The organism is Vreelandella venusta, from assembly GCF_044809155.1.
GTDB classification, from domain to species: domain Bacteria; phylum Pseudomonadota; class Gammaproteobacteria; order Pseudomonadales; family Halomonadaceae; genus Vreelandella; species Vreelandella venusta_B.
Map to the genome: position 1 here is coordinate 690,449 of NZ_CP085241.1, position 22,754 is coordinate 713,202.

21 protein-coding genes are annotated in these 22,754 nt (G+C 55.6%); 9 read left to right on the forward strand and 12 right to left on the reverse strand.

The genetic code is table 11. The features are described 5' to 3' along the window. Positions 1-57: 57 nt before the first annotated feature. Positions 58-1,146: a CZB domain-containing protein gene (locus LG301_RS03355; RefSeq protein WP_404473431.1), complete on the reverse strand. Its 1,089-nt coding sequence runs from the start codon at positions 1,144-1,146 to the stop codon at positions 58-60. Between the two features lie 174 nt (positions 1,147-1,320). Further along, the gene (locus tag LG301_RS03360) at positions 1,321-2,046 is read right to left on the reverse strand and encodes a murein L,D-transpeptidase catalytic domain family protein (protein ID WP_404473433.1); all 726 of its coding nucleotides are present in this window, start codon (positions 2,044-2,046) and stop codon (positions 1,321-1,323) included. A 120-nt stretch (positions 2,047-2,166) separates the two neighbouring features. On the opposite strand from LG301_RS03360, the gene LG301_RS03365 reads away from it, so the two are divergent. Beyond that, positions 2,167-3,801 (forward strand): murein L,D-transpeptidase, encoded by a 1,635-nt coding sequence (locus LG301_RS03365; RefSeq protein ID WP_404473435.1) that lies wholly within the window; start codon positions 2,167-2,169, stop codon positions 3,799-3,801. A 134-nt stretch (positions 3,802-3,935) separates the two neighbouring features. On the opposite strand, the gene LG301_RS03370 is transcribed toward LG301_RS03365, so the two are convergent. Then, positions 3,936-5,603, reverse strand: coding sequence for a peptidoglycan DD-metalloendopeptidase family protein (locus tag LG301_RS03370; RefSeq protein WP_404473437.1), 1,668 nt, complete (start codon positions 5,601-5,603; stop codon positions 3,936-3,938). A 416-nt stretch (positions 5,604-6,019) separates the two neighbouring features. Between LG301_RS03370 and LG301_RS03375 the strand changes: the two genes are divergently transcribed. Both LG301_RS03375 and LG301_RS03380 read left to right on the forward strand, forming a co-directional pair. Beyond that, a complete protein-coding gene (locus LG301_RS03375) occupies positions 6,020-6,940 on the forward strand; it encodes a LysR family transcriptional regulator (RefSeq protein WP_263069698.1) in 921 nt (306 codons plus the stop codon). Between the two features lie 81 nt (positions 6,941-7,021). Beyond that, complete coding sequence (locus LG301_RS03380) at positions 7,022-8,020, forward strand: glutathione S-transferase family protein (RefSeq protein WP_404473439.1); 999 nt, start codon at positions 7,022-7,024, stop codon at positions 8,018-8,020. A gap of 107 nt (positions 8,021-8,127) precedes the next feature. Here the strand turns inward: LG301_RS03380 and LG301_RS03385 are convergent, their stop codons facing one another. Next, positions 8,128-8,610 (reverse strand): PRC-barrel domain-containing protein, encoded by a 483-nt coding sequence (locus LG301_RS03385; RefSeq protein WP_404473441.1) that lies wholly within the window; start codon positions 8,608-8,610, stop codon positions 8,128-8,130. Between the two features lie 87 nt (positions 8,611-8,697). Further along, complete coding sequence (locus tag LG301_RS03390) at positions 8,698-8,895, reverse strand: CsbD family protein (protein WP_404473443.1); 198 nt, start codon at positions 8,893-8,895, stop codon at positions 8,698-8,700. Between the two features lie 543 nt (positions 8,896-9,438). Between LG301_RS03390 and LG301_RS03395 the strand changes: the two genes are divergently transcribed. Further along, positions 9,439-11,151 carry a DEAD/DEAH box helicase gene (locus tag LG301_RS03395; RefSeq protein WP_404473445.1) on the forward strand — a complete coding sequence of 571 codons (1,713 nt, stop codon included), beginning with the start codon at positions 9,439-9,441 and terminating at the stop codon, positions 11,149-11,151. A gap of 139 nt (positions 11,152-11,290) precedes the next feature. Further along, positions 11,291-11,983 carry a deoxyribonuclease V gene (nfi, locus tag LG301_RS03400; RefSeq protein WP_404473447.1) on the forward strand — a complete coding sequence of 231 codons (693 nt, stop codon included), beginning with the start codon at positions 11,291-11,293 and terminating at the stop codon, positions 11,981-11,983. On the opposite strand, the gene LG301_RS03405 is transcribed toward nfi, so the two are convergent. Beyond that, complete coding sequence (locus LG301_RS03405) at positions 11,976-12,686, reverse strand: glutamine amidotransferase (protein WP_404473449.1); 711 nt, start codon at positions 12,684-12,686, stop codon at positions 11,976-11,978. The two genes, nfi and LG301_RS03405, sit on opposite strands and share 8 nt — an antisense overlap. A 112-nt stretch (positions 12,687-12,798) precedes the next feature. Between LG301_RS03405 and tpx the strand changes: the two genes are divergently transcribed. Beyond that, positions 12,799-13,302 carry a thiol peroxidase gene (tpx, locus tag LG301_RS03410; protein WP_404473451.1) on the forward strand — a complete coding sequence of 168 codons (504 nt, stop codon included), beginning with the start codon at positions 12,799-12,801 and terminating at the stop codon, positions 13,300-13,302. A 24-nt stretch (positions 13,303-13,326) separates the two neighbouring features. Here the strand turns inward: tpx and LG301_RS03415 are convergent, their stop codons facing one another. Together LG301_RS03415 and LG301_RS03420 are read right to left on the reverse strand one after the other, a co-directional pair. After that, complete coding sequence (locus LG301_RS03415; RefSeq protein ID WP_404473453.1) at positions 13,327-14,001, reverse strand: gamma-glutamyl-gamma-aminobutyrate hydrolase family protein; 675 nt, start codon at positions 13,999-14,001, stop codon at positions 13,327-13,329. Positions 14,002-14,027: 26 nt separating this feature from the next. After that, complete coding sequence (locus tag LG301_RS03420) at positions 14,028-15,035, reverse strand: amidoligase family protein (RefSeq protein ID WP_404473455.1); 1,008 nt, start codon at positions 15,033-15,035, stop codon at positions 14,028-14,030. 127 nt (positions 15,036-15,162) lie between these two features. Between LG301_RS03420 and LG301_RS03425 the strand changes: the two genes are divergently transcribed. Then, the gene (locus tag LG301_RS03425) at positions 15,163-17,547 is read left to right on the forward strand and encodes a mechanosensitive ion channel domain-containing protein (protein WP_404473457.1); all 2,385 of its coding nucleotides are present in this window, start codon (positions 15,163-15,165) and stop codon (positions 17,545-17,547) included. Here LG301_RS03425 and LG301_RS03430 read toward each other — a convergent pair. Together LG301_RS03430 and LG301_RS03435 are read right to left on the reverse strand one after the other, a co-directional pair. Beyond that, complete coding sequence (locus LG301_RS03430) at positions 17,503-17,934, reverse strand: hypothetical protein (protein WP_404473459.1); 432 nt, start codon at positions 17,932-17,934, stop codon at positions 17,503-17,505. The genes LG301_RS03425 and LG301_RS03430 overlap by 45 nt on opposite strands. Positions 17,935-17,993: 59 nt before the next feature. Then, positions 17,994-18,995 (reverse strand): DnaJ domain-containing protein, encoded by a 1,002-nt coding sequence (locus LG301_RS03435; RefSeq protein WP_404473461.1) that lies wholly within the window; start codon positions 18,993-18,995, stop codon positions 17,994-17,996. Between the two features lie 114 nt (positions 18,996-19,109). Between LG301_RS03435 and LG301_RS03440 the strand changes: the two genes are divergently transcribed. Together LG301_RS03440 and LG301_RS03445 are read left to right on the forward strand one after the other, a co-directional pair. Further along, a complete protein-coding gene (locus LG301_RS03440) occupies positions 19,110-20,540 on the forward strand; it encodes a hypothetical protein (RefSeq protein WP_404473463.1) in 1,431 nt (476 codons plus the stop codon). A 170-nt stretch (positions 20,541-20,710) separates the two neighbouring features. After that, positions 20,711-21,400, forward strand: coding sequence for a CBS domain-containing protein (locus LG301_RS03445; RefSeq protein ID WP_404473465.1), 690 nt, complete (start codon positions 20,711-20,713; stop codon positions 21,398-21,400). 97 nt (positions 21,401-21,497) lie between these two features. Here LG301_RS03445 and cdd read toward each other — a convergent pair whose 3' ends face one another. Then, complete coding sequence (gene cdd, locus LG301_RS03450; RefSeq protein WP_404473467.1) at positions 21,498-21,905, reverse strand: cytidine deaminase; 408 nt, start codon at positions 21,903-21,905, stop codon at positions 21,498-21,500. 37 nt (positions 21,906-21,942) lie between these two features. Further along, positions 21,943-22,668: a purine-nucleoside phosphorylase gene (gene deoD / locus LG301_RS03455; protein WP_404475157.1), complete on the reverse strand. Its 726-nt coding sequence runs from the start codon at positions 22,666-22,668 to the stop codon at positions 21,943-21,945. Positions 22,669-22,754: the final 86 nt, after the last annotated feature.

Sequence of the window (22,754 nt, forward strand, 5' to 3'; positions counted from 1 at the left end):
TCGTCTTCAGCATGGCACAGATGCCAATACGATGTGCGCTCAGCAGATAAGTGGGCGTTAGGGCGCATCAGCCAAGGGGGAGCGATGGCCCGTCGCAAGTGGGACCTCATACACGGCATACTCAATGAGCTGATCAAGCTGCTGCACTAGCTGGAGACTTGCCTCTTCCATTAACGCAAGCGACGCCAATTGTCCGGTATGGTCTCCTTGCCGAGCAAAGCGCAGTGCTTCCAAACCACTTTCATGGAAGCGCCGATGGGGGCCGGCCAGTGCACGGTAAGCGGCTGTCTGCTGGTAGCGTTTTCCATCGCCCAGGTAGTACCACTGGCCAAGGGTGCAGTGTTGGTGATCTTCTAATGTTTCATCGAACTGGGCTGAAAGCAGCTGTTTATACAGCCGGCTTTTCCAGGCAGCGTGCTCCAGTTTTGCTGCGTGCAGGCAAGCTGTCGTGGTGCTGTGGTGAATCACCTTGTACATATGTCGCGCTTGGTCGGTTAACTGCTCTATGACTTTTTCGGCTTCTTGCGCTGCCTGAGTTAACGTTTGAGTGACCTGGCATTGGTGCGCCACCGCTTGGGCATCCTGCTTGATTTGATCGGCGATCTGCTCAGCACACTGGTCGAGTTGACGAGATAATCGCTGGGTGTACTCGGCTAAGCGCTCCATATCTTGAACGACCGCTGCCATGCCGGGAGACGGGGCATCGGTGTGGGCAATCTCAAGGGCTGCGCTCATCGCCAGTGCTCTTGTATGGGCGGCACTGCGTGCGAGCGTAACGCTGAGTTGACGAATATCGTGCAGCGCCGGTTTAGGGGGAAGGGCGTTAGAGGAAGGCGTGTCGTGGTGGTCGCACTGCTGTTTCAGCATCTGTGCGGTGTGTTCGGCGTGATGTAAGCGTGTAAACATATCGACTAGCGTGGCCCGTTCTGCCGCTAGTTGGCTCGCGTGCGTCTCCATGCCCTGGCTGATGGAGGCCAGCATATCTGCCCCTTTAGCTTGAAGCATGCTCAACGACTCGGTCGGTGTCATCAGGCTGAGCGCGCGGCAGCTTTGGGATACCCTTTCAGCATCCAACTGCCCTTGAAGGTCAGAAACTTCCTGCTCTAACTGACGGATAGTGTGATAGGGGCGCAAAAAAGCAAACATGACCGTACCTGCAAAGTAAAAATATGTTTGTGCTGTTTTGTCACAAAGTATTGCAGAGCGTTTTCATGCTTGCTTGGTTTAACAGGCGTTAATGAGCAAATTCAGACGCCGTTTGGTTGTATAGTGGTAGACGTTATAACGGTGGCTCAGCTGTTTGCAGCATCTTACCCGTTATTAACGTTGCGCCAATTGCGGATACTGCTCAGAAGTGCAGCGAAGGTAGGCAGAGGTAGCAAGCCACTCTTCGTCAGGATAGTAAGCGAACACATACTGGCTCTCTTTTAGGCTGTCGATGAGCGGGTAGGTGATCTCCTCGCGCACGGCGGGGCAGCCGTGGCTGCGGCCTAGTCGGCCTGTTTGCTCAATAAAATCCTCGCTGACGTAATCCGCGCCATGGATCACAATTGCCCGTTCAAAGGCGAGGTGATTGACGTCGGCTTCCAGACCTTCAAGACGCAGTGAGTACCCATTACGGCCGTAGTAGCTGTTCATGGTGCGAAAGAGGCCAATGCTGGATTGGTGGCTTTCTGGGGTGTTAGAAAAAACGTCTGCTACCGCATCCCCTGAGCCTTGCCCATGAGAAACTAACTCTTCAAATAGCAGCGTATGGCGGTGCAAATCAAAGACCCACATGCGTGGTTCGGTGGAGGGCAGTGAGTAGTCAATCACCGCTAAGCGTTCGGCAGAAGGGTCTGCGCAGCTAAGCGCTTGCGCCGCGAGACGCAGGGCTTCTGGGGTAGCGGAGGGAGCCAGCTGAAGTAACTGATGATGTAGGGTAGAGACCCCTTGGGGGGGCGCCGATGCCACCTGAGCAAAGAAGCTGGTGGCATAGAGTGGCACGCTAAATAATAAAACAGGTAAGGAAAACAGCGTAGTAGCAAAACGTGAATGACGTAACATAGGGTGTAATCCTGGAAATAGATAACGGGATGAATGCACGTAAGCAGCTATCATAAAGTTAAGCGTACCGACCGGGATCTATAGGTACAGCGATTCAGCATAGTAACGCAAGGAGGGGCGATGAACGAGAAGCAGCGACTAAGACGATGGGCGATGGGTGCAGCGCTATGTTTGGCGCTGACCCAATCGCTCACCACTGCTTATGCCGCGTCGGGTAATGCCCCTCTGCAGCAGGCATTGGCGCAGCAACTAGCTGAAACCAATCACCGCTTACCTGTAGACGCGTTCTATCAGCAAAAGGACGGTGCGCCTGCGTGGCAAACAAGCGCGGCTGTTGAAGCATTAGTGGGTGCGCTGAATGGCCTCGAAAGCGATGGCTTAACCCCCAGCGACTACGCGGCGCATACCCTGCTCGACGATTTTCGTCTTAGTCAGCAAGCAGGAGCAACCGCTCAGGCGCGGTTTGATCTCAAGGCGACCCAGGCACTGCTGCTCGCGTTGGAGCATCTTGGGCGTGGCAAGGTCGACCCGCGTGATATGGCCACCAACTGGACACTGCCGCGTCCGGAAAACCGTTATTCCATGCTGCGTGTTGTCCATGCGGTTGAGGACGGTGATCTAGAGCGTGCCTTCGCTTTAGCCCGCCCCACAACCCCCGCTTATGCTCAGCTACGTGAGGCGCTGGGTCATTACCGCTACCTCGAAACCCAAGGCAGTGCCCCCTATTTGCCGGGAAGAGAGACATCGTTGCGTCCTGGCGACACGGGAAGGGATGTGACCGTGCTGCGCCAGCGGCTGGCCTTATGGGGGGATACACGCTTATTAGCGGCCGACAGCAGTGCGTACCCTATGATTGGGGTGCAGTCGTCCGTTAGTGATCCTCTGTACTTTGATACTGAACTTGAAGGTGCGGTTAAGCGCTTTCAGCGTCGTCACCAGTTACAAGACGATGGTGTTGTGGGCGAGCGAACGCGCTTAGCGCTGAATACGCCGGTCGCCTCACGGATTGATCAGTTGCGGGTTAACTTAGAGCGAGCCCGTTGGCTGGGGCCAAACCTGACAACCGAGCCACAGGTGTGGGTAGACATTGCTGGCTATCGGCTGCACTACCTCCGGCCTAACGGTGAGCATTGGGATGCGCGAGTGGTCGTGGGAACCCCACGGCGTGAAACGCCCATTATTCACTCCTCTATTAGCCATTTAACGGTTAACCCTAGCTGGACGATTCCACCCACCATTATGCGTGAAGACGTTCTGCCACGGGTGCGGCAGGACCCCAGCTATTTAGCACAGCATAATATTCAGGTACTAAGCCCCGAGGGTGAGCGCTTAGACGCAGATAGTATTGATTGGCAGCGTCCAGGAAACGTTATGTTGCGCCAAGTGGCGGGTCGGTCTAACCCTCTTGGGCGTGTTGTGGTGCGCTTTCCCAACAACGACATGATTTACCTGCATGACACACCGGCAAGGGGCCTGTTTCAGCGTGAGCACCGGGCGCTCAGCTCTGGCTGTGTACGGGTGGAGGGCGTGGTAGAGTTTGCGCAAATGTTGCTACAGGACAGCGGCAGTCGTCACCAGCTCTCTTCTCTGATGAATAACAGCGCCAGTGACCGAAATGTCAGCCTACCGCAGCGTATTCCGGTCGCGTTGCACTATCTTACGGCTTGGCCAAATGCCCAGGGGGAAGTGGAGTTTCGCGATGATATTTACCATCGCGATACGCCGTTACTCAATGCGCTGTCGAAAACCATATAGCTCGTACAGACGCTCAAAGCCACGTTTTAGCGGCTAACGCGCCGTAAACCAGCTGTATCGCCATCAACCTATTACGCCGCCCCAAGGGGCGGCGTAATAGGCTAAGTACACGGATGAGTGCTGGAAACTAAACGTTACTGGTTACTCTCTTCACCACGCTGGTAGCTGGCGACGTTAACTGGGCCTGTCTCGCCACTTTCGAGTGCGGCCAGTACCGGCTCCGCGTGACGCTGGAAAGCAATTAGCGTGTCACCGCTTAGGCTGGTGTTTTCAGGCAGGTCGACGCTCATGGCGTTAACCGGCGTGTTGTTGACGATGACTTCGTAGTGTAAATGGGGGCCGGTGCTACGTCCGGTGTTGCCAGACAGCGCAATACGTTTACCCATTTCTACACGCTCACCTTGGCTAACCAGCGGGCGCGACAAGTGCAAATAACGCGTTCGGTAACCGTTGTCATGGCGTACTACGATGTAGCGGCCGGCGGCGTGGTGGTTGCCAACGCGTTCAACCCGACCATTGGCGGGCGCGACAATCGGGGTGCCAATTGGCATCGCGAAGTCGGTTCCATTGTGAGGGCTAACGCGCCCTGTCACCGGGTGCAAACGGCGTGGATTAAAGTTGGAGCTAAGGCGATAGTTGCCTTCAAACGGGTAGCGGGCGAAAGCAGGATCTAAGCTGCTGCCCTCTGGGGTGTAAAAGTTGTTGTCGGTAGCGCTACGCACCACGGTTAGATCCATACGCTCACCGTCATACTTGACGGCCAGTACGCGGGAGTCGAGGGTTTCCCCATCAATCATGTCCGACTCAACCAGGACCTGGAAGCGGTCGCCACGGCGGCTATCACGACGAAAATCGAGCTTCTTTTCAAGCAGGCGAGTAAGTTCGGTAACGGAGCTGCTCGTCAAGCCGGTTGCTTGCGCAGAGCGGGCAAAGCTGCCGCTGACACTACCGGCATAGAGGCGCTGCACAGGCTCACCCTGGCGCTCTATAGTGGTAATAGCATACTGATCTTCGTCACGCTCCAATAAAACACCGTCGCGGGCGTTTTTCATCATGCGCAGCGAAAGCAAACGCTGGTTTTCATCCAGCTGGTAATCGAAGCTATTGCCTGCGCGCCAGTGAGTAAGCATGCGCGGGTCGGGCAAGTCTTCTAGTAAAGCAAGCACCTCGCTATAGCCAAGGCCTAGCTTATTTTGCGCAAGTACCGCGAAAGTTTCGCCAGACTCTACAATGTGCGTTTTCCACTCGGGCACAAAGGGCTCTTCTGCCGCTAATTCAAGCTCAAGAAACGAGATATCATCGAACAGGTCAATGCCGTAATCTTCGTAGGAAGTAGCATCAGCGATGTCGACAGAGGGTGTATTGTCGATATTGAGCATGCCACTTGATAGCGTGCCTAACACAACGGCCATGTGAAGAGCGCCGTCATCTAGTGTTGCCTCAGGACGTTCGCTGGCCATCGACGCATCGGCGCTGGCAATAACGTCCAGCTCCATATCAAGGTCGATAATTTCCGTGGCAGTCAGGTCGCTCAGCGGGATGTGGTCTCGGGTCGCGTCGATAGCGCGGGAGGCGCGATCAATCGCATCTGCAACGGGGGTGCGTTCTTGGCGAAGCGATGGAACGCCCGGCGTAGAACCACTGGGAAGCGGTACTAACACGCTCTCCAGTGGGGTATGAGGCTGGTTTAAGTCGTGGTAAGTCGTTACTAGCTTTTGTGTGCCCAGCACAGTGACCATTGTGGCCACGGGTAACAGTAATAATTTATGCGTGCGGGGCAGCGAATGAAGGATTCGCAACATGGGTAAATGGACCACCAGATTCGTGTAAAAAAAGTAACATAAATGTGAATAAGCCCAGGAACCATACCCCAACGACGATGGAGTGCATAGACTGTATATCCATCCACAAAATATACTTCCGGCAAAATGCAGAGGTATTAAGCAAATATTACGATTTTTGAACACTGTTTGCTAACAAAAGTAACAAATTAGCAGGCACATCAAACAGTCTTTTTTCTAATGAGCCTGCTGATTAAACCGGTGTTAGCGGGTAGACATACGTCGAGTGCCTCTCATCTTTGTTATCTCTTCTGTTAATTAGCCGATGAGCAATAATTTTTTTCAAGCAGGTACTTTTTTTCATTTCCTGGCATTCTAGTGTGGTTTTTTCGAAGATGAAGCGGGTTATTTCGCTGTTTAGCGTCGAGGAAATCGAAATGTCTCGGGTAACACTTGCACAATGGCAGATGCTAGCCGCCGTGGTTGATCACGGAGGGTTCGCGCGTGCGGCAGAAGCCGTCCATAAAAGCCCTTCTACGCTTAACCATGCGGTTCATAAATTAGAAGAGCAGTTGGGTGTCCAGGTGTTAGAACCTGTGGGCAGGCAGGTGCGCCTCACGGAGGCGGGTGAATTACTGTTGCGCCGTGCGCGCCAGTTGATCGAAAGTGCTGACACGCTTGAGGATGTAGCCTCGCGATTAGCGGCCGGCCTGGAAGCCGAGGTCGTCGTCGCGATTGACCAGATTTTTCCAGCGGCTGCCCAAGCCAAAGCGCTTGAGCGTTTTTCAGAAACCTATCCTCAGGTTCGGGTTCAGCTCCATGAGAGCGTTCTCAATGGCGGCATCGAAATGCTCTACGACGGCCGCGCTGACTTGGTTGTGTCAGGCATCGACGCCCAGGGGTTTTTAGGGGAGCCGTTGGCATTCATGCGTTTTGTGGCCGTGGCGCATCCAAGGCATCCCCTTCATCAGCTGGGGCGCTCGCTGGATTTACGCGATTTGTCTCAGTATCGACAGCTGGTGGTGCGTGACTCGGCGCTGCGCCAGTCAGCTAACGCCGGGTGGTTAAAGGCAGAACAGCGCTGGACGGTGAGCCACATTAATACCTCGCTGGATATGCTCAAGCGAGGATTGGGTTTTGCCTGGATGCCTGAAACGCGCATCGTCGATGATCTAAAAAGTGGGAAGCTAAAACCGCTACCACTGGCTGCAGGTAGCATTCGTGAAGTGCCGGTACAGCTCATTTTTCGTGACCGGGATCGGGCCGGGCCGGCCGCTCATGCAATGGCGCAAGCGCTGAGGCAGGCGGTTGCCGAGGAGTGCTCCGATGATTCGATTCCCTCGAATGAAACACCGTAAAACATCCGCTTGAGCATCCGGGGGGCAAGCGTATGCTGAACGTAAGTTTTAGTGATTTTACGTTCATTTAGGAGAGCCCCGATGGGACTACTTGTTAACGGCGAATGGGTCGATCAGTGGTACGACACAAAAAAGCACGGCGGCGAATTTGTTCGCGAATCGGCTCAACTGCGCGACTGGGTAGGAAGCAGCCCAGAGGGCTCTGGGCAGAGCTATCCAGCGGAGCCAGACCGTTACCATCTTTATGTGTCGTTGGCTTGCCCATGGGCACACCGCACGCTAATTATGCGTAAGCTGAAAGGCCTGGAAGATGTGATCGGTGTTTCTCATGTCAGCCCATTAATGCTCGATAAAGGCTGGACGTACCATCAAGACGAGGGCGCCAGCGGCGACCCGGTTAATAACGCAGAATACCATCATCAGCTTTATACGCTGACGGACCCTACCTATACCGGGCGTGTCACTGTGCCGGTGTTGTGGGATAAAAAGCGCAGTGCGATCGTCAATAACGAATCGGCCGATTTGTTGCGCATGCTTAACCGTGGGTTTGATGAGCTAACCGGCAACGATTTAGATTTTTACCCGGAAGACCTTCGCAGCGTTATTGATGAGGTCAATGACGATGTTTACGATCATATTAATAACGGTGTGTATAAGTCGGGGTTTGCAACGGAGCAGGGCGTGTATGAAAAACACGTGCGTGCGCTGTTTGAAGCCCTGGAACGCGTTGAAAAACGGCTGAGCGAACATCGCTATCTCGCCGGTGAGTGGCTGACCGAAGCTGATATTCGTCTTTTCACCACTCTGATCCGTTTTGATGCCGTGTATTACGGTCATTTTAAGTGCAACTTCAAGCGCATTGAAGATTATCCCAACTTAGCTAACTATGTGCGTGAGCTTTACCAATGGCCGGGGGTAGCAGAAACGGTCAATATGGATCATATCAAACGCCACTATTATTATAGTCACGGCAATATCAACCCAACGCGCATCGTGCCTGCTGGCCCGCATTTGGATTTCGAACTCCCCCATGATCGGGAGCGTTTATCAGGGCAGGGTATTCGTCGTCGTGAACGGTAGCGTTTAGAGGTGTGGCAAAAATAAATAGGGCCATCCAGTAGTTGGATGGCCCTTTCGTTCATTGGGCAGTTCGTTTAACGCCAAGTTAAGCGAAATACGTTGTCGGTTTACTCGTTGTCGTTAACGGCTTCGCGAGTAGACTGCCAGGCACTCTGAGCGCCTTCTTTGGTCGTTTGCCATGCATCGCGTGCATTGCTTTTCGTTTGCTCCCACCAATCACGATCATAGGTAGGGAATGTTTCTATTTCTTCCTGGGAAGCGTCGAGCATGATGCGGTGTTCGGTATCACCATCGCTCTCGGTATGGGTTTCAAGCGTGAACTGGTCGGTGTTAATCACAATTTCACGACCGCCCAGCCCAAGTACTGCGCCACTTTCAATCACCAGTGCCGAAATGCGCATCTCTTCATCAAAAAGAATATCGTCGACTTCGCCGATCTCTTCGCCAGAGCCGCCAACGAAAAATACGTCTGCATCCAGGATATCATCAGCAGAGTACATACCCTGCGGTTCAGTTGATGCATGAACACCAAAGGCAAGACTGCCTAAAAGGGCGGTACTGATAGCAGTAGTAAGCATTGACTTGCGCATAGCATCTCTCCGTGTAGCTATAGACAGGTAACATTGATAAGTAATGTAACGGTTGAGGCAGATAAAGCGTGAGAAGAGTACCGCCTATTAAATGCCGTTTGCCCAGTCGTCGGCGCGCCGCTCGGCTTCTTCCCGTTCTAAGCCGTATTTTTGCTGAAGCTTGCCGACAAGTTGATCCTTTTTGCCGCCAATTTGGGTAAGCTCATCATCGGTTAACTCACCCCAGCTAGCACGCGCTTTTCCTTTCATCTCTTTCCAATTGCCTTCGATTTGATCCCAGTTCATATCATCACTCCTTGAAGTTAGTGAACATCATTAGGCATTCCTAAGGTTAGACGAACAGCGTATATGTGCAAGTCTCGTTCTCAATCACTGTTTTCAATTTTCAATCACTGCTTCCAAGAAAAGTGGATGTAAAAAAACTAGTCATGGGCTATTAGCAGTGTTAGCATGCGCCTTCCTCGCATGTGTTGACCCCTCCATCATGACGATAAGCGTGAACTTACGTAGTTTTAATTTATGCGTAATAACGCTTGCGGGAACATTTTGCTGATAGCAGATGTTCATTGCTGTGAAGATGGCGCGCCTCCAGTATTTCACCAAACGGGTGAAATCGGCGCAGAAGGTCGCCACAACGGTTAGCCCGCTGAAGCGGTGTTTGCTAGCCGGATGCTAGGTGCGACCGGCGTCTCCGACTCCACTGATGACGATATCCGCTTACGCGGAGCCTTGTTCTTTTGCTGCGCACTGTTACGCGTTGCATAAAACAGAGTCAGGGACGCTTACGATGTTTTTTGCCGGTTCAGCCGGCCTACCAAGGTGTGATTAATGACCTCGACTTCTGTCGCTTCGCCGAGCTTCGGCGATCTTGCTCTGTTGCCTGCCGTTCTCTCTGCTGTTGAAGCACAAGGCTACGAAATTCCTTCGCCCATCCAGGCGCAGACTATTCCTGCGTTGCTGGAAGGCCGCGATATGCTGGGCCAAGCACAAACCGGTACCGGTAAAACCGCTGCGTTTGCATTGCCACTGTTATCGCGTTTAGAACTGACTCGCCGTGAGCCACAAGTATTGGTGATGGCGCCGACCCGCGAACTCGCACAGCAGGTGGCGGCTTCGTTTAGTAAATATGGCCAAAACCTTAAGGGTCTTGAAGTAGCGATCCTGTGTGGTGGTCAAGAGTACCGTGAACAGTTAGGTGCGCTGAAACGCGGCGCCCAAGTGATTGTGGGTACACCGGGCCGTATTATCGATCACCTTGATCGTGGCAGCCTGAAGCTAGACGGCTTGTCAGCACTGGTGCTGGACGAAGCCGATGAAATGTTACGCATGGGCTTTATCGACGACGTAAAACGCGTGGTTGCCGATACCCCGAAAGAGGCTCAGCGTGTGTTCTTCTCGGCAACATTGCCGACTGAAATTGAGCGCATTGTTAACCGCTATTTGGTTAACCCGGTAAAAGTTGCGATTGAGTCGCGCACCACTACTGGCGAAAACATCGAGCAGCGCATTGTGCGCGTTGATGGTGGCGCTAAGTTAGAAGCAGTGGCACGTATTCTTGAAGTTGAGCCGGTAGATGCCGCGATCGTCTTCGTTCGTACCCGTGCTGCCTGTACCACGCTGGTTGAGCAGCTGACTGCTCGTGGCGTGAACGCCGCTGGCCTGTCCGGTGATCTAGATCAGAGCCTGCGCGAGCGCACCATTACCCGCTTGAAGCGTGGCAAAGTCGACGTGCTGATTGCGACCGACGTTGCTGCTCGTGGTCTTGACGTGCCGCGTATTACCCACGTCATCAACTACGACCTGCCCCAAGATGCGGAAGCCTACACGCACCGTATCGGACGTACCGGTCGTGCGGGCCGTAGCGGCATCGCGATTACGTTCGCTGGCTTCCGTGAAGGCCGTAAAGTGGGCTGGATGGAGCAGGCAACCGGTCAGAAAATGACCGAAATGCCGCTGCCTGACGAAGCGGCTATCCGTGCTCACCGTGATGAAGTATTCCATCATCGCGTTGTGGCTGCGCTGACCAAAGGTGCTGAAGAGCAGCGTGCGCTTGTTGAGCGCTTGGTTGAAGAAGGCCACGACGCGGTTGAGCTGGCCTGCGCCTTTGCTGCGATGGCCCGTGCTGATGAAGCACCGATTGGTCGTCTGCAAGCACCGCGCAAAGAGAAGCCTATGCGTGATGGCGCACCGGGCAAGCCGGCTGGCGCTCGTCGCGAACGCTCAAGCGCGCCTAGCGAAGGCATGACCCGCTACCGCGTTTCCGTTGGCCATAAAGATGGCGTGAAGCCGGGCCAACTGGTTGGCGCGCTGGCGAACGAAGGCGGTATTGAAGGTGCCCGTATTGGCCGTATCGATATCCGTAATGCGTTCTCCGTCGTTGAGCTGCCAAGCGGCCTGCCTTCCACGATTCTGGCGAAAATGGCACGTGCACGTGTTGCTGGCCGCCCGCTAGAAATTAGTGAAGATAGCGCTCCTGAGCGCGCGCCACGCCGCCGCCGTGATGATGGCGACGCACCGGTTCGCCGCCGCGAACGTGCGTAACTCCATGCTGGGCGTATAACATCGCCCAACGTGTGAGTCACGTCCATCCCCCTATGCCACTGGCCCTGTGCCTACTGGCGTAGGGGGATTTTTTTTGGCTACGCTAAACGCCTCTCACTGCGTGACACAAGGAGTACGCATGGACGCCGCGCTGCATGAATGGAATCTATCCCCCAAGCAGGCCATTGCCCTGCAGAGTCAACTAGCCAAACAGTTAGAACTCGACGACCGCATCGACCCGGTGACGCATATTGCGGGGGTGGATATTGGCTTTGAACAGGGCGGCGCGATTACGCGGGCGGCAGTGGTGGTGGTGAAGTGGTCGCCAGAAAAGGCCCCACAGCTGCCCGTTGTCGAGCAAGTGGTGCACCGTGAACCCACCCGGATGCCCTATATTCCCGGGCTGCTCTCATTTCGTGAAATTCCCGCTGCGTTAGGTGCCTTTGCCAAGCTCGCCACCACGCCGCAGCTGGTGATGGTGGACGGTCAGGGCATTGCTCACCCCCGGCGGCTTGGCGTAGCCGCGCATTTAGGGTTATGGCTGGATCTACCCACCATCGGTATCGCTAAGTCCCGGTTAACCGGCAAGCATGCAGAGGTGGGTGAGGCGCGAGGCGACTGGGTGCCGCTTATGGCAGGGCAGGAGGTGATCGGTGCCGTGCTGCGCTCACGCCCGAATGTGAAGCCGGTCTTCGTATCGCCCGGGCACCGGCTAACGCTGGAAACGTCGCTTGTGTGGGTCATGCGCTGCCTTGGACGTACCAAACTGCCCGAGCCGACCCGTTTGGCAGATCGGCTGGCATCACGGCGAGATCAAAAAAGCGTCAAATAAAGCCGATAAAACGCTGTAGCAGGCGGGTGGCCTCTGGGGTTTCAGCAATCTCGCTCAGCAGTTGGTCCGGGTCGTCGCCCTGGTCGCGCAGGGCGGCCCGCTGGCGCTCAATGTAAGCGCGCATCACAGGGGGCGAAAACTCCGGGTGAAACTGCACGCTCCACTGACGCGGCCCGTAGCGCAGCGCTTGATGGGCATCGTGGCTGTTATGTGCCAATACCGTGGTGTTGGGTGGCAGCTGCATTACTGATTGAGCGTGCGTGAGATGCGCGGAAAACTGCCCTGGTAACTGGCTAAAAAGTGCGTCTTGCTGACCCGCCTGAGTTAAGCGCACCGTGCGCGTGCCTGATTCTCGCCCGGCGGGGTGGTAGTCGCTCATGCCGCCAAAGGCCGCGGCCATGAGCTGATGGCCGTAGCAAACGCCCAGCAGCGGCAGATCATCGGCTAACGCCTGCTGTAACCAGGGTTTGAGAGCTTCGCTCCACGGCGGCTGTTCGCTCACCATGCTGTGCGATCCGGTGATCACAGCGCCTACGGTGTCATCGGGAGGCGTGGCGGTTAGGCGGGCGTCCCACACGCTTAGGGTTAAGTGCGCGGGCAGCGCATCGCTTAGGTGTTGGATAAACAGCTGTTCGAAATCACCGTGCTGGTCGACCACTTCAGGGAAAGCGTCGCCGGTTTTAATAATGACTAAAGAGGCCATTGCGTTCTCGTTATCGTGTCGCGGCTGAGGAAAGATAGTCTAACCAGGTCGTTCCACTGTAAGCTGGAACGTCTCACACTGTGACTGTTTTACCATAGATTAGGAGCTTGATATGCAACAGATTACCCGCGCAGGCGCGCCGATGGATGTGGCCGGTACGCTGCCTGCCGTTGGCCAAACCGCTCCCGAGATGACGCTAACTAACAGCGACCTGGAAGATGTCACCCTGGCCACTTACCAGGGTAAGCGTAAGGTGCTGAATATTATCCCCAGTGTTGATACACCCACCTGCGCGATGTCGACCCGGCGATTTAACGAGCTGGCCTCTAGCCTTGATGACACCATTGTCTTGGTGGTGTCAGCAGACCTGCCGTTTGCCGCTAAGCGCTTCTGCGGGGCCGAAGGGTTGGATAACGTCGAGACGCTCTCCACGTTCCGCCATCGGGAGTTTCAGGAAGCCTGGGGCGTGGCGCTGTGTAACAGCGCAATGGAAGGGCTGTGTGCCCGGGCGGTGGTTGTGCTGGATGCGGATAACCGCGTGCTGCACAGTGAGCTGGTCAGCGAGTTGAAAAACGAGCCAGATTACGAGGCGGCGCTGGCGGCATTGAGCCGCTAACAGGTTAGCGGCAGGTTAGGCTGGCTACGTAACGCGGCTCTTTTTAGCGGCCTCCACCAGCGCATTAATTAAACGCTGCTGGGGGCGGTTAAATACCAGCCACTCTGGGTGCCATTGCACGCCAATCAAAAACGCGTGTTCTGTTGACTCAATACCCTGTACTAGCCCATCCCTGTCGCGGGCGACAATATTGATCCCTTTGCCCGCTTTATTCACCGCTTGATGGTGCAAGCTGTTCACTCGGCACCACGTTACCCCAAGCAGCCTATGGAGTTGGCTCGCACCAACAATATCTACCGTCTTACGGGGCAGTACCGTTCGACGCCGTTTCAAGCCTTCGTGGGTCGTATAGATATCGGGGTCGAGGGTGCCGCCTAAGTGCACATTGATTAACTGTGCGCCTCGGCAGATACCCAGTACCGGCGTATCCTTTGGGATGAAGCGATCCAGCAGACTGAGTTCTAGCGCGTCCCGCGCGGGGTCCAGGCGCACGTCTAGCTGCACCTCACCGCCGTATAAGTGGGCCTGAATATCGTCGCCGCCGCCAATAATTAAACCGTCCAAATGGTCGGGCAGCGGGCGAGAAGGCGATAGACGCAGGGGCTTGCCACCGTGTCGCCACACGGCAAACCAGTCAAACAAAAAGGCTAGCTGGCTTTTATGATCCGACGAGGTAATTCCAATCAGCGGTCGAGACATTCTGACAAAGCTCACATTGCAGTGGGTTAGCGACGACCGAGTAGCTGCATCAGCCTTTCTTTAAGCCGCGCGAGCAAAGGGCGGTTGTGGTAGGCAACATACTCATCGCAGCGTGCTCGTAAGGCACTGGCATCGGCGGCCAACTTTTCAACCTCCACCCAGCGGTTCCACTCCATTACCGAGCCCCAACCGGGTTGAGAAAGCTGTGCATTGGGCAGCCGGTAGTGAAACGTAGGGCGGGGTTTGATGAGGGAGGTATGGAACAGTTCGTGAGGATACTCGGGACGCAGGAACGCGAAGAGCGGTAGTAGGTCTAGCTCACGATTGCGAGTGGGATTGTAGTGTAGATAATCAGCAATAAAGCTTTCCAGATCAGGTTGATAGTTAAAGTCGAGAACCTTCAGTGCGTACTCTTTGGGAAACGGGTTCGCGTGGGGAAGCACCTCACGGGTAATGTCCACCTTGATTTCATCGCGCAGCCAACCAGCCAGAAGTAAGTATGCGCGCAGCATACTGAGCAGATAATCAACATCAAAGCGTTCTACCTCAGGGTTGAGGTGCAGTCCGAACCCATACAGTAGGCTCGCATCGGTCCCCTTGGCCCCCCTATCGCGCAAGGTCTGGAAGAGCGCGTCTAATGTTTCAAGCTCATCCCAAGGAATCGGTGGGCATACAATTTCAGTGGGCACTACGCCGGTCACCATATCGCCAATTAGTTCCCGGGCCTTTTGATGGAACTCCACCCGCCGCTGGTGTTGCTGGCGCGCCCATTCGCTGTCGTTTTCGTGGTGCTCTTCCAGCAGCGCTTTGTCGGGGTGTGCGTATTGCGTGTCTAGTTCGATGCCAAACTCGCCCCATTGCGTGTCTTCTACCAGTAGCCGGTGGGGACTTACCACGTTAAGCTCACCACCAAATAAGTCACGCACCAGAGCGGCAGTGTCGCGAGGCGGTAGTCCGGCAAATTCAACTTCTACGCCAACACGCCTCGTTTGCCCGTTACTATTTAAACGGTGAGGGGGAGCTTGCAGCGTCATCTCGCTATCCTTGAGGTGAACGTTTAAGCACTCAGCCTATCATAGTCACGCGTTGAGGCTGAGCGTATTCAGTCAGGCAAGTGTTGTGCAATCGGTGTGTTAAGCCAGTCCATTACAGGAGTGAAGCGTGCGACAGCACTGGATAATCAAGCTGATGATGGGCGTCATTATCACCGCCCTGCTAGGGGTAATGGCGCAGGCTCAAGCACAGAGTGTTTCACTGCCCAGCCTAGTCGGTGGAAACGACGCAAGCGAAGAGCCAAACGTTAGCAGCGATGATTTTCAAGGCTCGCTGAATGACGTTATCTCGATGCTTGAGAGTGAGGAGCGGCGCAATGAGCTGCTGGATTCGCTGCGTGAGCTGCAGGTTAGCACGGAGGCTGCCGACGATGATGGCGTGGTGCGTCAGGGGCTACTGGGCGCGCTTGCCGATACGTTGTCAGATCTTGGCGAGCAGGCGCAGGCAGGTAACTCGCCCATTGATGAGTGGTCGCGACAGCTCGTACAGGGGGCCGCTGATTTACGAGCCTTGAATGACGGAGCCGGGCAGGGGGAAGCCGTTCGTGCGGTGGCCGATGGAGCGGTATTAGCCTTCATCTGGAGCGTATTACTGACGGTCATGATAGCGGTAGGCCGGTTGGTTGCCACCCGGCGCGAGTGGCCGCTGGACTTGCCCCGCGACCCAAAAGCCTGGCTATTGGTGGTGCACTTCTTGCGCCGCATGCTGCCCTGGACATTGGCGTTTGCAATTACCTTGGGCATTGGGCAATTGCTGCCTTCCAGTTCGGGCCGAACAGCGGTGTTGGTGATCGCTTATATTTGTCTGTGTGGTCGGGCGCTCTCGGTGGTATTTGAAACAGTGATTGCCTTCTTCAGCCGCGGGCACCGTTTTACCGCGGTGCAGCTGCTTCAGCAGCAGGCGCTGCGCGGGCTGTTTGTGATTGGTGCTTTAATAGCGCTGGGCGATGCCGTCAACTCAACACGCTTAGTGGACCTGCTAGGCGCGGAGCTTTCAGGTTTAGTATCAGTGCTGGCCAATATGCTGGCGGCACTGCTCTCAGCGCGGTTTATTTTCCGCTTCAAGCGTCCTATCCGCCATCTGATTTGTAACCGTCCCTACAAGCAGCGCCGCGATGCCAGTGCCGCGGTGGAGATGGTGCGTACCTTGGGAGGGCTGTGGCATATCCCGGCGCTTTTAATGGTTGGCGGCTCGCTGTTAGCGATCTTCATTACCGTTGGCGATGTGGGCACGGCGCTGGCCCGCTCCATTATCTCGGCCAGCTTGCTGGTGCTGACGCTAGTGGCAACAGGGCTACTGCGCCGCCAGGCCGAGCGCATGGGCAAGCGGCGCCATCGGCATCGCTACAGCCAATACCGTAAACGCTTAGAGCGGTTCGGGTTCGTGCTGGCGCATATTTGTACCTGGATGGTGTTTGCCGAGCTTTCGATGCAAGTTTGGGGAGGGTCACTGTTCGGCCTGGGCCAGCAAGCGGTGGCCAGCGCTCGCATTGGGCAAGCGCTGATCAGCTTAGGCTCGACCGTGCTGCTGGCGTGGCTGGTGTGGATTTTTGCCGATACGGCGATTCAGCGTGCGCTGACCTCTTCGGCGCGCTCCCGCGGGCGCCGGGTGAATCAGGCGCGTGCGCAAACCATCACGCCGATGATCCGCAACGTGATTTTTGTCACCATTTTGATCATTGCGGTGATTGCGGGGCTGGCCAATCTAGGCGTGAACGTCACGCCGCTGCTGGCGGGTGCCGGTGTCATTGGTCTGGCGATTGGCTTTGGTGCCCAAACGCTGGTGCAGGACTTAATCACCGGGATCTTTATCCTGATTGAAGACTCGCTAGCGGTTGATGACTTTGTGCAGATCAATGGCCATATGGGTACCGTAGAGGGCTTAACGTTGCGCACCGTTAAGCTGCGCGATTTGGATGGCGTCGTGCATATCATTACCTTCAGCCGTATTGAGTCGATCCACAACATGTCGCGCCAGTTTGGCATTGCGTTAATGCGGATTCGTATCCCCTACGATATGAAGATTGACGATGCGATTACGCTGATGCAAGAGACCGCGCAGGAGCTGCGCAAAGACCCGATGATGCGCCACTATATCTGGTCGCCGCTGGAGATGCAGGGCGTGCAGGGGTTTGAAGATGGCTGCCCGATTTTACGCATGCGTTTTCGTACCGCGCCTGAAATGCAGTGGGATGTGTCTAGGGCGTTTAATCTGCTGCTCAAGCAGCGTATGGAAGCGCAGGAAATGGATCTGGGCGTACCGCGGCTTAGCGTTAGCATGGAGGCGCGTTCAGATGCCCGTGATGCCTCTCGTGACGGAAGCGACTTCTCCATTGACGAGTCGGGCCATGAGGATGAGGATGCGCATAAGAAGCCAGCACCCCCGAAGCCAGCGCCACGCCCGACAACCTCCGAAAAGCGTCGCGATGCCCTTGAGCGTGAGGGTGAACTACCCCAGGGCAAGCCCCAGGCTCAAGGCGTACCCAAGGGCTAAACCTATGCCCGCGCCAATGGCGAATGTGAGCATGAGTAACCAGGGGCCTCGCCAACGCCGCCAACGGTTATAAAGCGAAACAGCAAGGCTTACGCGGTCGACCAGCTCATCATGGCGGGAGATCGCGTTGTCCGGCGGCAGCGAAAAGTCATTGGCAACATCGCCCTGCCAATGCGCACCATGGGTTAAGCCTAAGCGAGCCCGTAAACGGCCAATATCGCTTACCGTATCGTGGAGCGCGTCGTAGGCATCGCGGCGCTCAGCGATCGCCAATACGGCCTTGGCATCCTGGCGAAGTGCGCTATTGGGGCAGCGGGCCACCGCACTGTTAATGTCAGCTTCATTTGCGCTGGGCGAGAGGGCTAGTCGTTGATACAAATCGCGCATAACGTGGTGAATACTCGCAGGCTATGACGTTATTAAGATGTCTTAGTGTAGCGGGCGGCTTAGTAGGTTTGCATTAAATAATCATAGGCGCTTTTTATGCGTTGAAAGCGTGCCGATGCCAGGGCAACTTGGTGCTCGCTCTCAGAATAGAAACGATCCGGGTGATGCAGCTGCGCCATACGTCGATAGGCTTGGCGCACATCGGTACGGCTAGCGCCGGGCGTTAAGCCTAACACCGCCAAGGCGCGGGTTTTGCGGTCAGGCGGTGGCGCGCTGCTTGAACGCTGACGCTGTTGGCGACGATCCTCTTCCTGACGTGCTTGCTCTTGCTGCCAGCGTTCCCGGCGAGCCTGCTCTCGTTGGGCCTGTTCTCTTCGCGCCTTTTCCTGTTGGGCTTTTTCCCGGCGACTCTTCTCCTTCTCTCGCTGCGCACGCTCTTTAGCGTTACGCGCTTGCGCTTGCTGACGCTGCTTCTCCTGCTGTTTTTCGGTTTTTGCCTGCTGGCGTTGCTCCGCTTTGGCTTCAGCATCTTTCGCTTGCTGCTCGGCTGCCTGGGCTTCTTGGGCCTGGCGGGCGTGGTACTCTGGGTCGTGCTGCTGCCAGTAGGCGTCCCGGCTTGGGTCTTCCGGTGCGCGTAGCGGCTTACCGGTGAGCTCTTGAAACAGCGTACTAAGCGTACCGGGCGTTACGTCTAACAGGTCGGCGAGGAAACGCAGGATGTAGTGATTCGCCAGGGAAATGTCCCCGTCGTCGGTGGCCACGGTAATAGCCTGATGAATAACGCTTAGGCTACGCTCCTTAGAGCACTCTTTGCGAACTACCTCGGCGGCGAGCTGAATCGCCTGCAGGTCTTGGCTGTGGGCAATGCCCATGATGGGCCCCAACTCATGGCCGTGGCGAAACTGTGCGGTCACCTGGGCCAAGCGGCGGCGCCGCTGCCCTTCAGAAACATGCTGACGATGTACCAGCACCCAGGCCAGCAGTAGCAGGGTTGCCGTATCCACTTGGCTGCGGCTTTTTAGCAGTAGCAGCTCAAAGGTTGAGAAACGGGCAATGGACATTGCCTAGCTCCAAAGCGAAGAAATTAAACCGTAGCTGCATGAACGCGTGCCACCATGATTATTTTTAGCCATGGTATATCATCGCGTTACGCAATGAAGTAGGAGATTGGTTAGGTGATCCATGTTGAGCGTAAAAACAGCTTTCAGCTGCGGCTCTCGCGCCAGCTCAAGGAAGAGACCTCGCATACGCTCGATGTCTACCTATTTGTGCCGGGCGAGCTAGGCCTAAGTACCCACGTGATCTCTGAAGAGGCGTTTTACCATGGCGCTATTTACGTCTCACGTACCTATTACAGCGATAAATACCATTTACCCCTAGTGCACAGCCGCTTAGCAAGCCGCAATCAGTTAGGCAGTGACTCGTATCGCTTAAGTTTGAGCCTGTATGCCTACCAGTATGTGGTGGCATTGGAGCGCACCACTCAGACAATGCTCGTGAGCGCGCGAAAGTTTCGCCATGCCCGAAGTGATGAGCGTAAAGGGGAGGGCGAGACTAGTGAGTCTGAAGAAGCGCTGCGCCAGCAGTTTGCGGACATGAGCGATTTAAGCGAGGGCATTTTAAAGCGTTTAAGGCGTAACCCCCCAAGCGATGAACGGCTTTATAAGTACTTTGCTAATATCGACAACTATCTTTCCTGGTTTACAGAGCAGCAGCTGCTGGCGCTGGTGGCACATATGCCCCGCGGCAAAGGGTTTAGCGATATCAAGCGGCGTTTCATTACGGTGTGTCGCCGAGAGGAGGAGTACCGCCGTGAACAAGAGTACAACGCCCAGCGGGTCATGGATGACCCCACACGCATGTCTAACAAGATGCGGTTACTGCGGCGTCTGATTGAGTACCCCATTACGTTAAAACAGAGCGCAATAGAGCTAGGCGGTGGCGAACAAAAAGCCGTCAAAGCCTTGGCCACGGCGGTCGTGATGGCCTTTGTATCGCTGGGCGTGCTCCACTTGAGGAATGTGGTAGGTGATATAACCGCGCTATTTGTGCTGGCCATGGCGCTACTGTATGCCATGCGGGAAGTGTTTAAGGACGATCTGCGTAATACGCTATGGCGCTGGCTTCGCCGCGGGCGCCCCAAGTGGCGGCGACAGTACATCGACCCCACCCGCAATGCACTGGTCGGGCGGCAGCTAGAGTGGTTTGACTATAAGCGTTACGCGGCGCTGGATAGCGACATCCAAAAAATGCGCCGCCGCACGGTGGCGCAGCGTGAAGAAGTGGTCATGCACTATCGGTCGAGTTCACGTATGTCACCCACCCGCTTTTTAAGTGGTTACGAGCACACTCGTGAAACGCTGCATGTCGACTTTTCCATGCTGATTCGCTTAATGAGCAAAGAGAAACACCATATTTACCGCCTGAAAGATGGCCAATCGGTGAGGGAAAGCGTGGAGCGCCGGCATTTGTTCAATTTGGTGATACGTGAAACCGGCAGTGAGGAAACCCCCTATCTTGCACGTTGGAAGGTGGTGGTCAGTCGCTCAGGCATTGTGGATGTGGAGAAAGTTGCTGAGAGCAGTCCCGAGGAAAGTAGCCCATAAACTGAGCTAGATCATAAGAGCCTTGGCGATCGCGCGCGAGCATAGATAAATCACTGGCAGCGAGCTAGGCTCAAAGAACAATCGCTCAAACTGAACTTACCATCCATGTGCAACGCCCCAACATGGGTTGTGAAGGTCAGCTATTAGAATCAGTCTCAAGGGGATGCATCATGCAAGCTATCGACATTATGACGCCTAAAGTCATCAGCGTAGGCCCTGATACAGAAGTGCGGGAAATTGCACAGCTGCTACTTGAGCATCGGATCAGCGCAGTGCCGGTGGTGGACGATGAGCGCCGTGTGCTGGGTATTGTCAGTGAAGGTGACCTTATGCGCCGGGTCAAAGGTGATGAACGCCAAGGGCGCTCTTGGTGGCTGTCGCTCTTTACCGGTGGCAAAGACCCAGGAGAGTATGTGAAATCTCACGGTCGAAAAGCGCGGGAAGTGATGACGCCGGACCCGCTCACCGTCGAAGAGAACACGCCGCTTCATACCATTGCTCGACTGTTGGAAAAACACCATATCAAGCGGGTGCCGGTGGTAAGAGAGGGTAAACTCGTTGGCATTGTAAGCCGTGCTAATTTACTACAGGGCATTGCCAATGCAGCCGTTGCGCCTACAGAGTCGCCGACGGATGACCGCAAGATTCGCGACGCGATTTTAAAAGAGGTAGAGCAAAACACCGGGGTGCATGTCGAAAGCATCAGCCTGATTGTGGACGGCGGCGCGGTGGAAATTTGGGGGCTGGTGGAATCCGTTGAGCAGAAGCAGGCGGTCACCGTTGCCGCAGAAAACGTATCGGGCGTTACCAAGGTCGAAAATAACCTTGGCATGATGCCCAGAGGGGCGGGTTATTTTTAAGCACGCGGGTCGCCATGGCTAGCGCATAAAAGATGTTTTTATACAAAGTAAAAGCCCGCGGCACATCGTGCCGCGGGCTTTTTATAGCACGAGCGAATTAACGCCCCGGCAACTGCTCTGGGCCAAAGGCATCGGGCAGTAGCTGCTCCATGGTGTAGGTTTTTAGCACTTCACCCTGCTTGGAGAGCACCATGATCTGCGTGCTGGGGGTGGCGAATTCGCGGATGCGCTGGCGGCAGTCGCCGCAGGGCGTGCAGAGATGCTCGCCAGGGCCCATGACGTATACCTTGGCAAGCTTGCGCTGACCAGCGGTGACCATCGCGGAAATGGCTGAGGCTTCGGCGCATAGCCCTTTGTAGTGGGCCACTTCCACGTTGCTACCGGCAAACTGCTGGCCGTCTGGGCACTCCATCACCGCCGCAACGGGGTGATTAGAGTAGGGCGCGTAGGCGTTGCCTAGGGTGGTTAACAGCGTGTCGACCAGTGCCTGATCCGCTTGGCTCATGGCGTTATCCTCTCAGTGGGCGTTTGATTCCAAGCGGTTAAGCGTTGGCAGCGTCGTCGCGCAGCACGGTGTCGAGCGCAATCACCATCATGTCGTTGAAGGTGGTTTGACGGTCGGCACTGGAGAGCGAGTCGCCTTTCAGAATGTGGTCAGACACGGTGCAGATGGTCAGTGCGCGAGCGCCGAACTCGGCGGCTACACCGTACAGGCCAGCGGCTTCCATCTCGACGCCGACGATGCCGTAGCGCTTCATCAGCTCGGCCATGTCGGTTTGCGGGTTGTAGAACAGGTCCGCTGAGAAGATGTTGCCCACTTTCACGGCGACGTTCTGCGCTTTGGCGGCGGCGACGGCGTGGCTGGTCAGCTCGAAGTCGGCGATGGCGGCGAAGTCGTGGTCGTTAAAGCGCATGCGGTTCACTTTGGAATCGGTGCAGGCACCCATGCCAATCACCACGTCGCGCACGTTCACATCGTCGCGTACCGCGCCGCAGGAGCCGACGCGAATGATCGACTTGACGCCGTAATCGGTAATCAGCTCTTTGGCATAAATCGAGACGGAGGGGATGCCCATACCGTGGCCCATCACGGAGATCTCGCGACCTTTGTAAGTGCCGGTGTAGCCGAACATGCTGCGCACGTCGTTCACTTGGCGCACGTTCTCAAGGTAGGTATCGGCGATGTACTTGGCGCGCAGCGGGTCGCCGGGCATCAGTACGGTATCAGCGAAATCGCCCTTCTCGGCATTGATATGTGGGGTAGCCATTAGACACTCCTCTACAAAAATTAGTAGCCAGAACAACCCTAGGCGGGGGCGCTGTAAACCCTTCCATGGGCGCTACTTTCGCCATC

Bases quoted from the DNA above. Each gene is read 5' to 3' on its own strand.
- LG301_RS03355 (WP_404473431.1), bottom strand. From the start codon at position 1,146: ATGTTTGCTTTTTTGCGCCCCTATCACACTATCCGTCAGTTAGAGCAG.
- LG301_RS03360 (WP_404473433.1), bottom strand. From the start codon at position 2,046: ATGTTACGTCATTCACGTTTTGCTACTACGCTGTTTTCCTTACCTGTT.
- LG301_RS03365 (WP_404473435.1), top strand. From the start codon at position 2,167: ATGAACGAGAAGCAGCGACTAAGACGATGGGCGATGGGTGCAGCGCTA.
- LG301_RS03370 (WP_404473437.1), bottom strand. From the start codon at position 5,603: ATGTTGCGAATCCTTCATTCGCTGCCCCGCACGCATAAATTATTACTG.
- LG301_RS03375 (WP_263069698.1), top strand. From the start codon at position 6,020: ATGTCTCGGGTAACACTTGCACAATGGCAGATGCTAGCCGCCGTGGTT.
- LG301_RS03380 (WP_404473439.1), top strand. From the start codon at position 7,022: ATGGGACTACTTGTTAACGGCGAATGGGTCGATCAGTGGTACGACACA.
- LG301_RS03385 (WP_404473441.1), bottom strand. From the start codon at position 8,610: ATGCGCAAGTCAATGCTTACTACTGCTATCAGTACCGCCCTTTTAGGC.
- LG301_RS03390 (WP_404473443.1), bottom strand. From the start codon at position 8,895: ATGAACTGGGATCAAATCGAAGGCAATTGGAAAGAGATGAAAGGAAAA.
- LG301_RS03395 (WP_404473445.1), top strand. From the start codon at position 9,439: ATGACCTCGACTTCTGTCGCTTCGCCGAGCTTCGGCGATCTTGCTCTG.
- nfi (WP_404473447.1), top strand. From the start codon at position 11,291: ATGGACGCCGCGCTGCATGAATGGAATCTATCCCCCAAGCAGGCCATT.
- LG301_RS03405 (WP_404473449.1), bottom strand. From the start codon at position 12,686: ATGGCCTCTTTAGTCATTATTAAAACCGGCGACGCTTTCCCTGAAGTG.
- tpx (WP_404473451.1), top strand. From the start codon at position 12,799: ATGCAACAGATTACCCGCGCAGGCGCGCCGATGGATGTGGCCGGTACG.
- LG301_RS03415 (WP_404473453.1), bottom strand. From the start codon at position 14,001: ATGTCTCGACCGCTGATTGGAATTACCTCGTCGGATCATAAAAGCCAG.
- LG301_RS03420 (WP_404473455.1), bottom strand. From the start codon at position 15,035: ATGACGCTGCAAGCTCCCCCTCACCGTTTAAATAGTAACGGGCAAACG.
- LG301_RS03430 (WP_404473459.1), bottom strand. From the start codon at position 17,934: ATGCGCGATTTGTATCAACGACTAGCCCTCTCGCCCAGCGCAAATGAA.
- LG301_RS03435 (WP_404473461.1), bottom strand. From the start codon at position 18,995: ATGTCCATTGCCCGTTTCTCAACCTTTGAGCTGCTACTGCTAAAAAGC.
- LG301_RS03445 (WP_404473465.1), top strand. From the start codon at position 20,711: ATGCAAGCTATCGACATTATGACGCCTAAAGTCATCAGCGTAGGCCCT.
- cdd (WP_404473467.1), bottom strand. From the start codon at position 21,905: ATGAGCCAAGCGGATCAGGCACTGGTCGACACGCTGTTAACCACCCTA.
- deoD (WP_404475157.1), bottom strand. From the start codon at position 22,668: ATGGCTACCCCACATATCAATGCCGAGAAGGGCGATTTCGCTGATACC.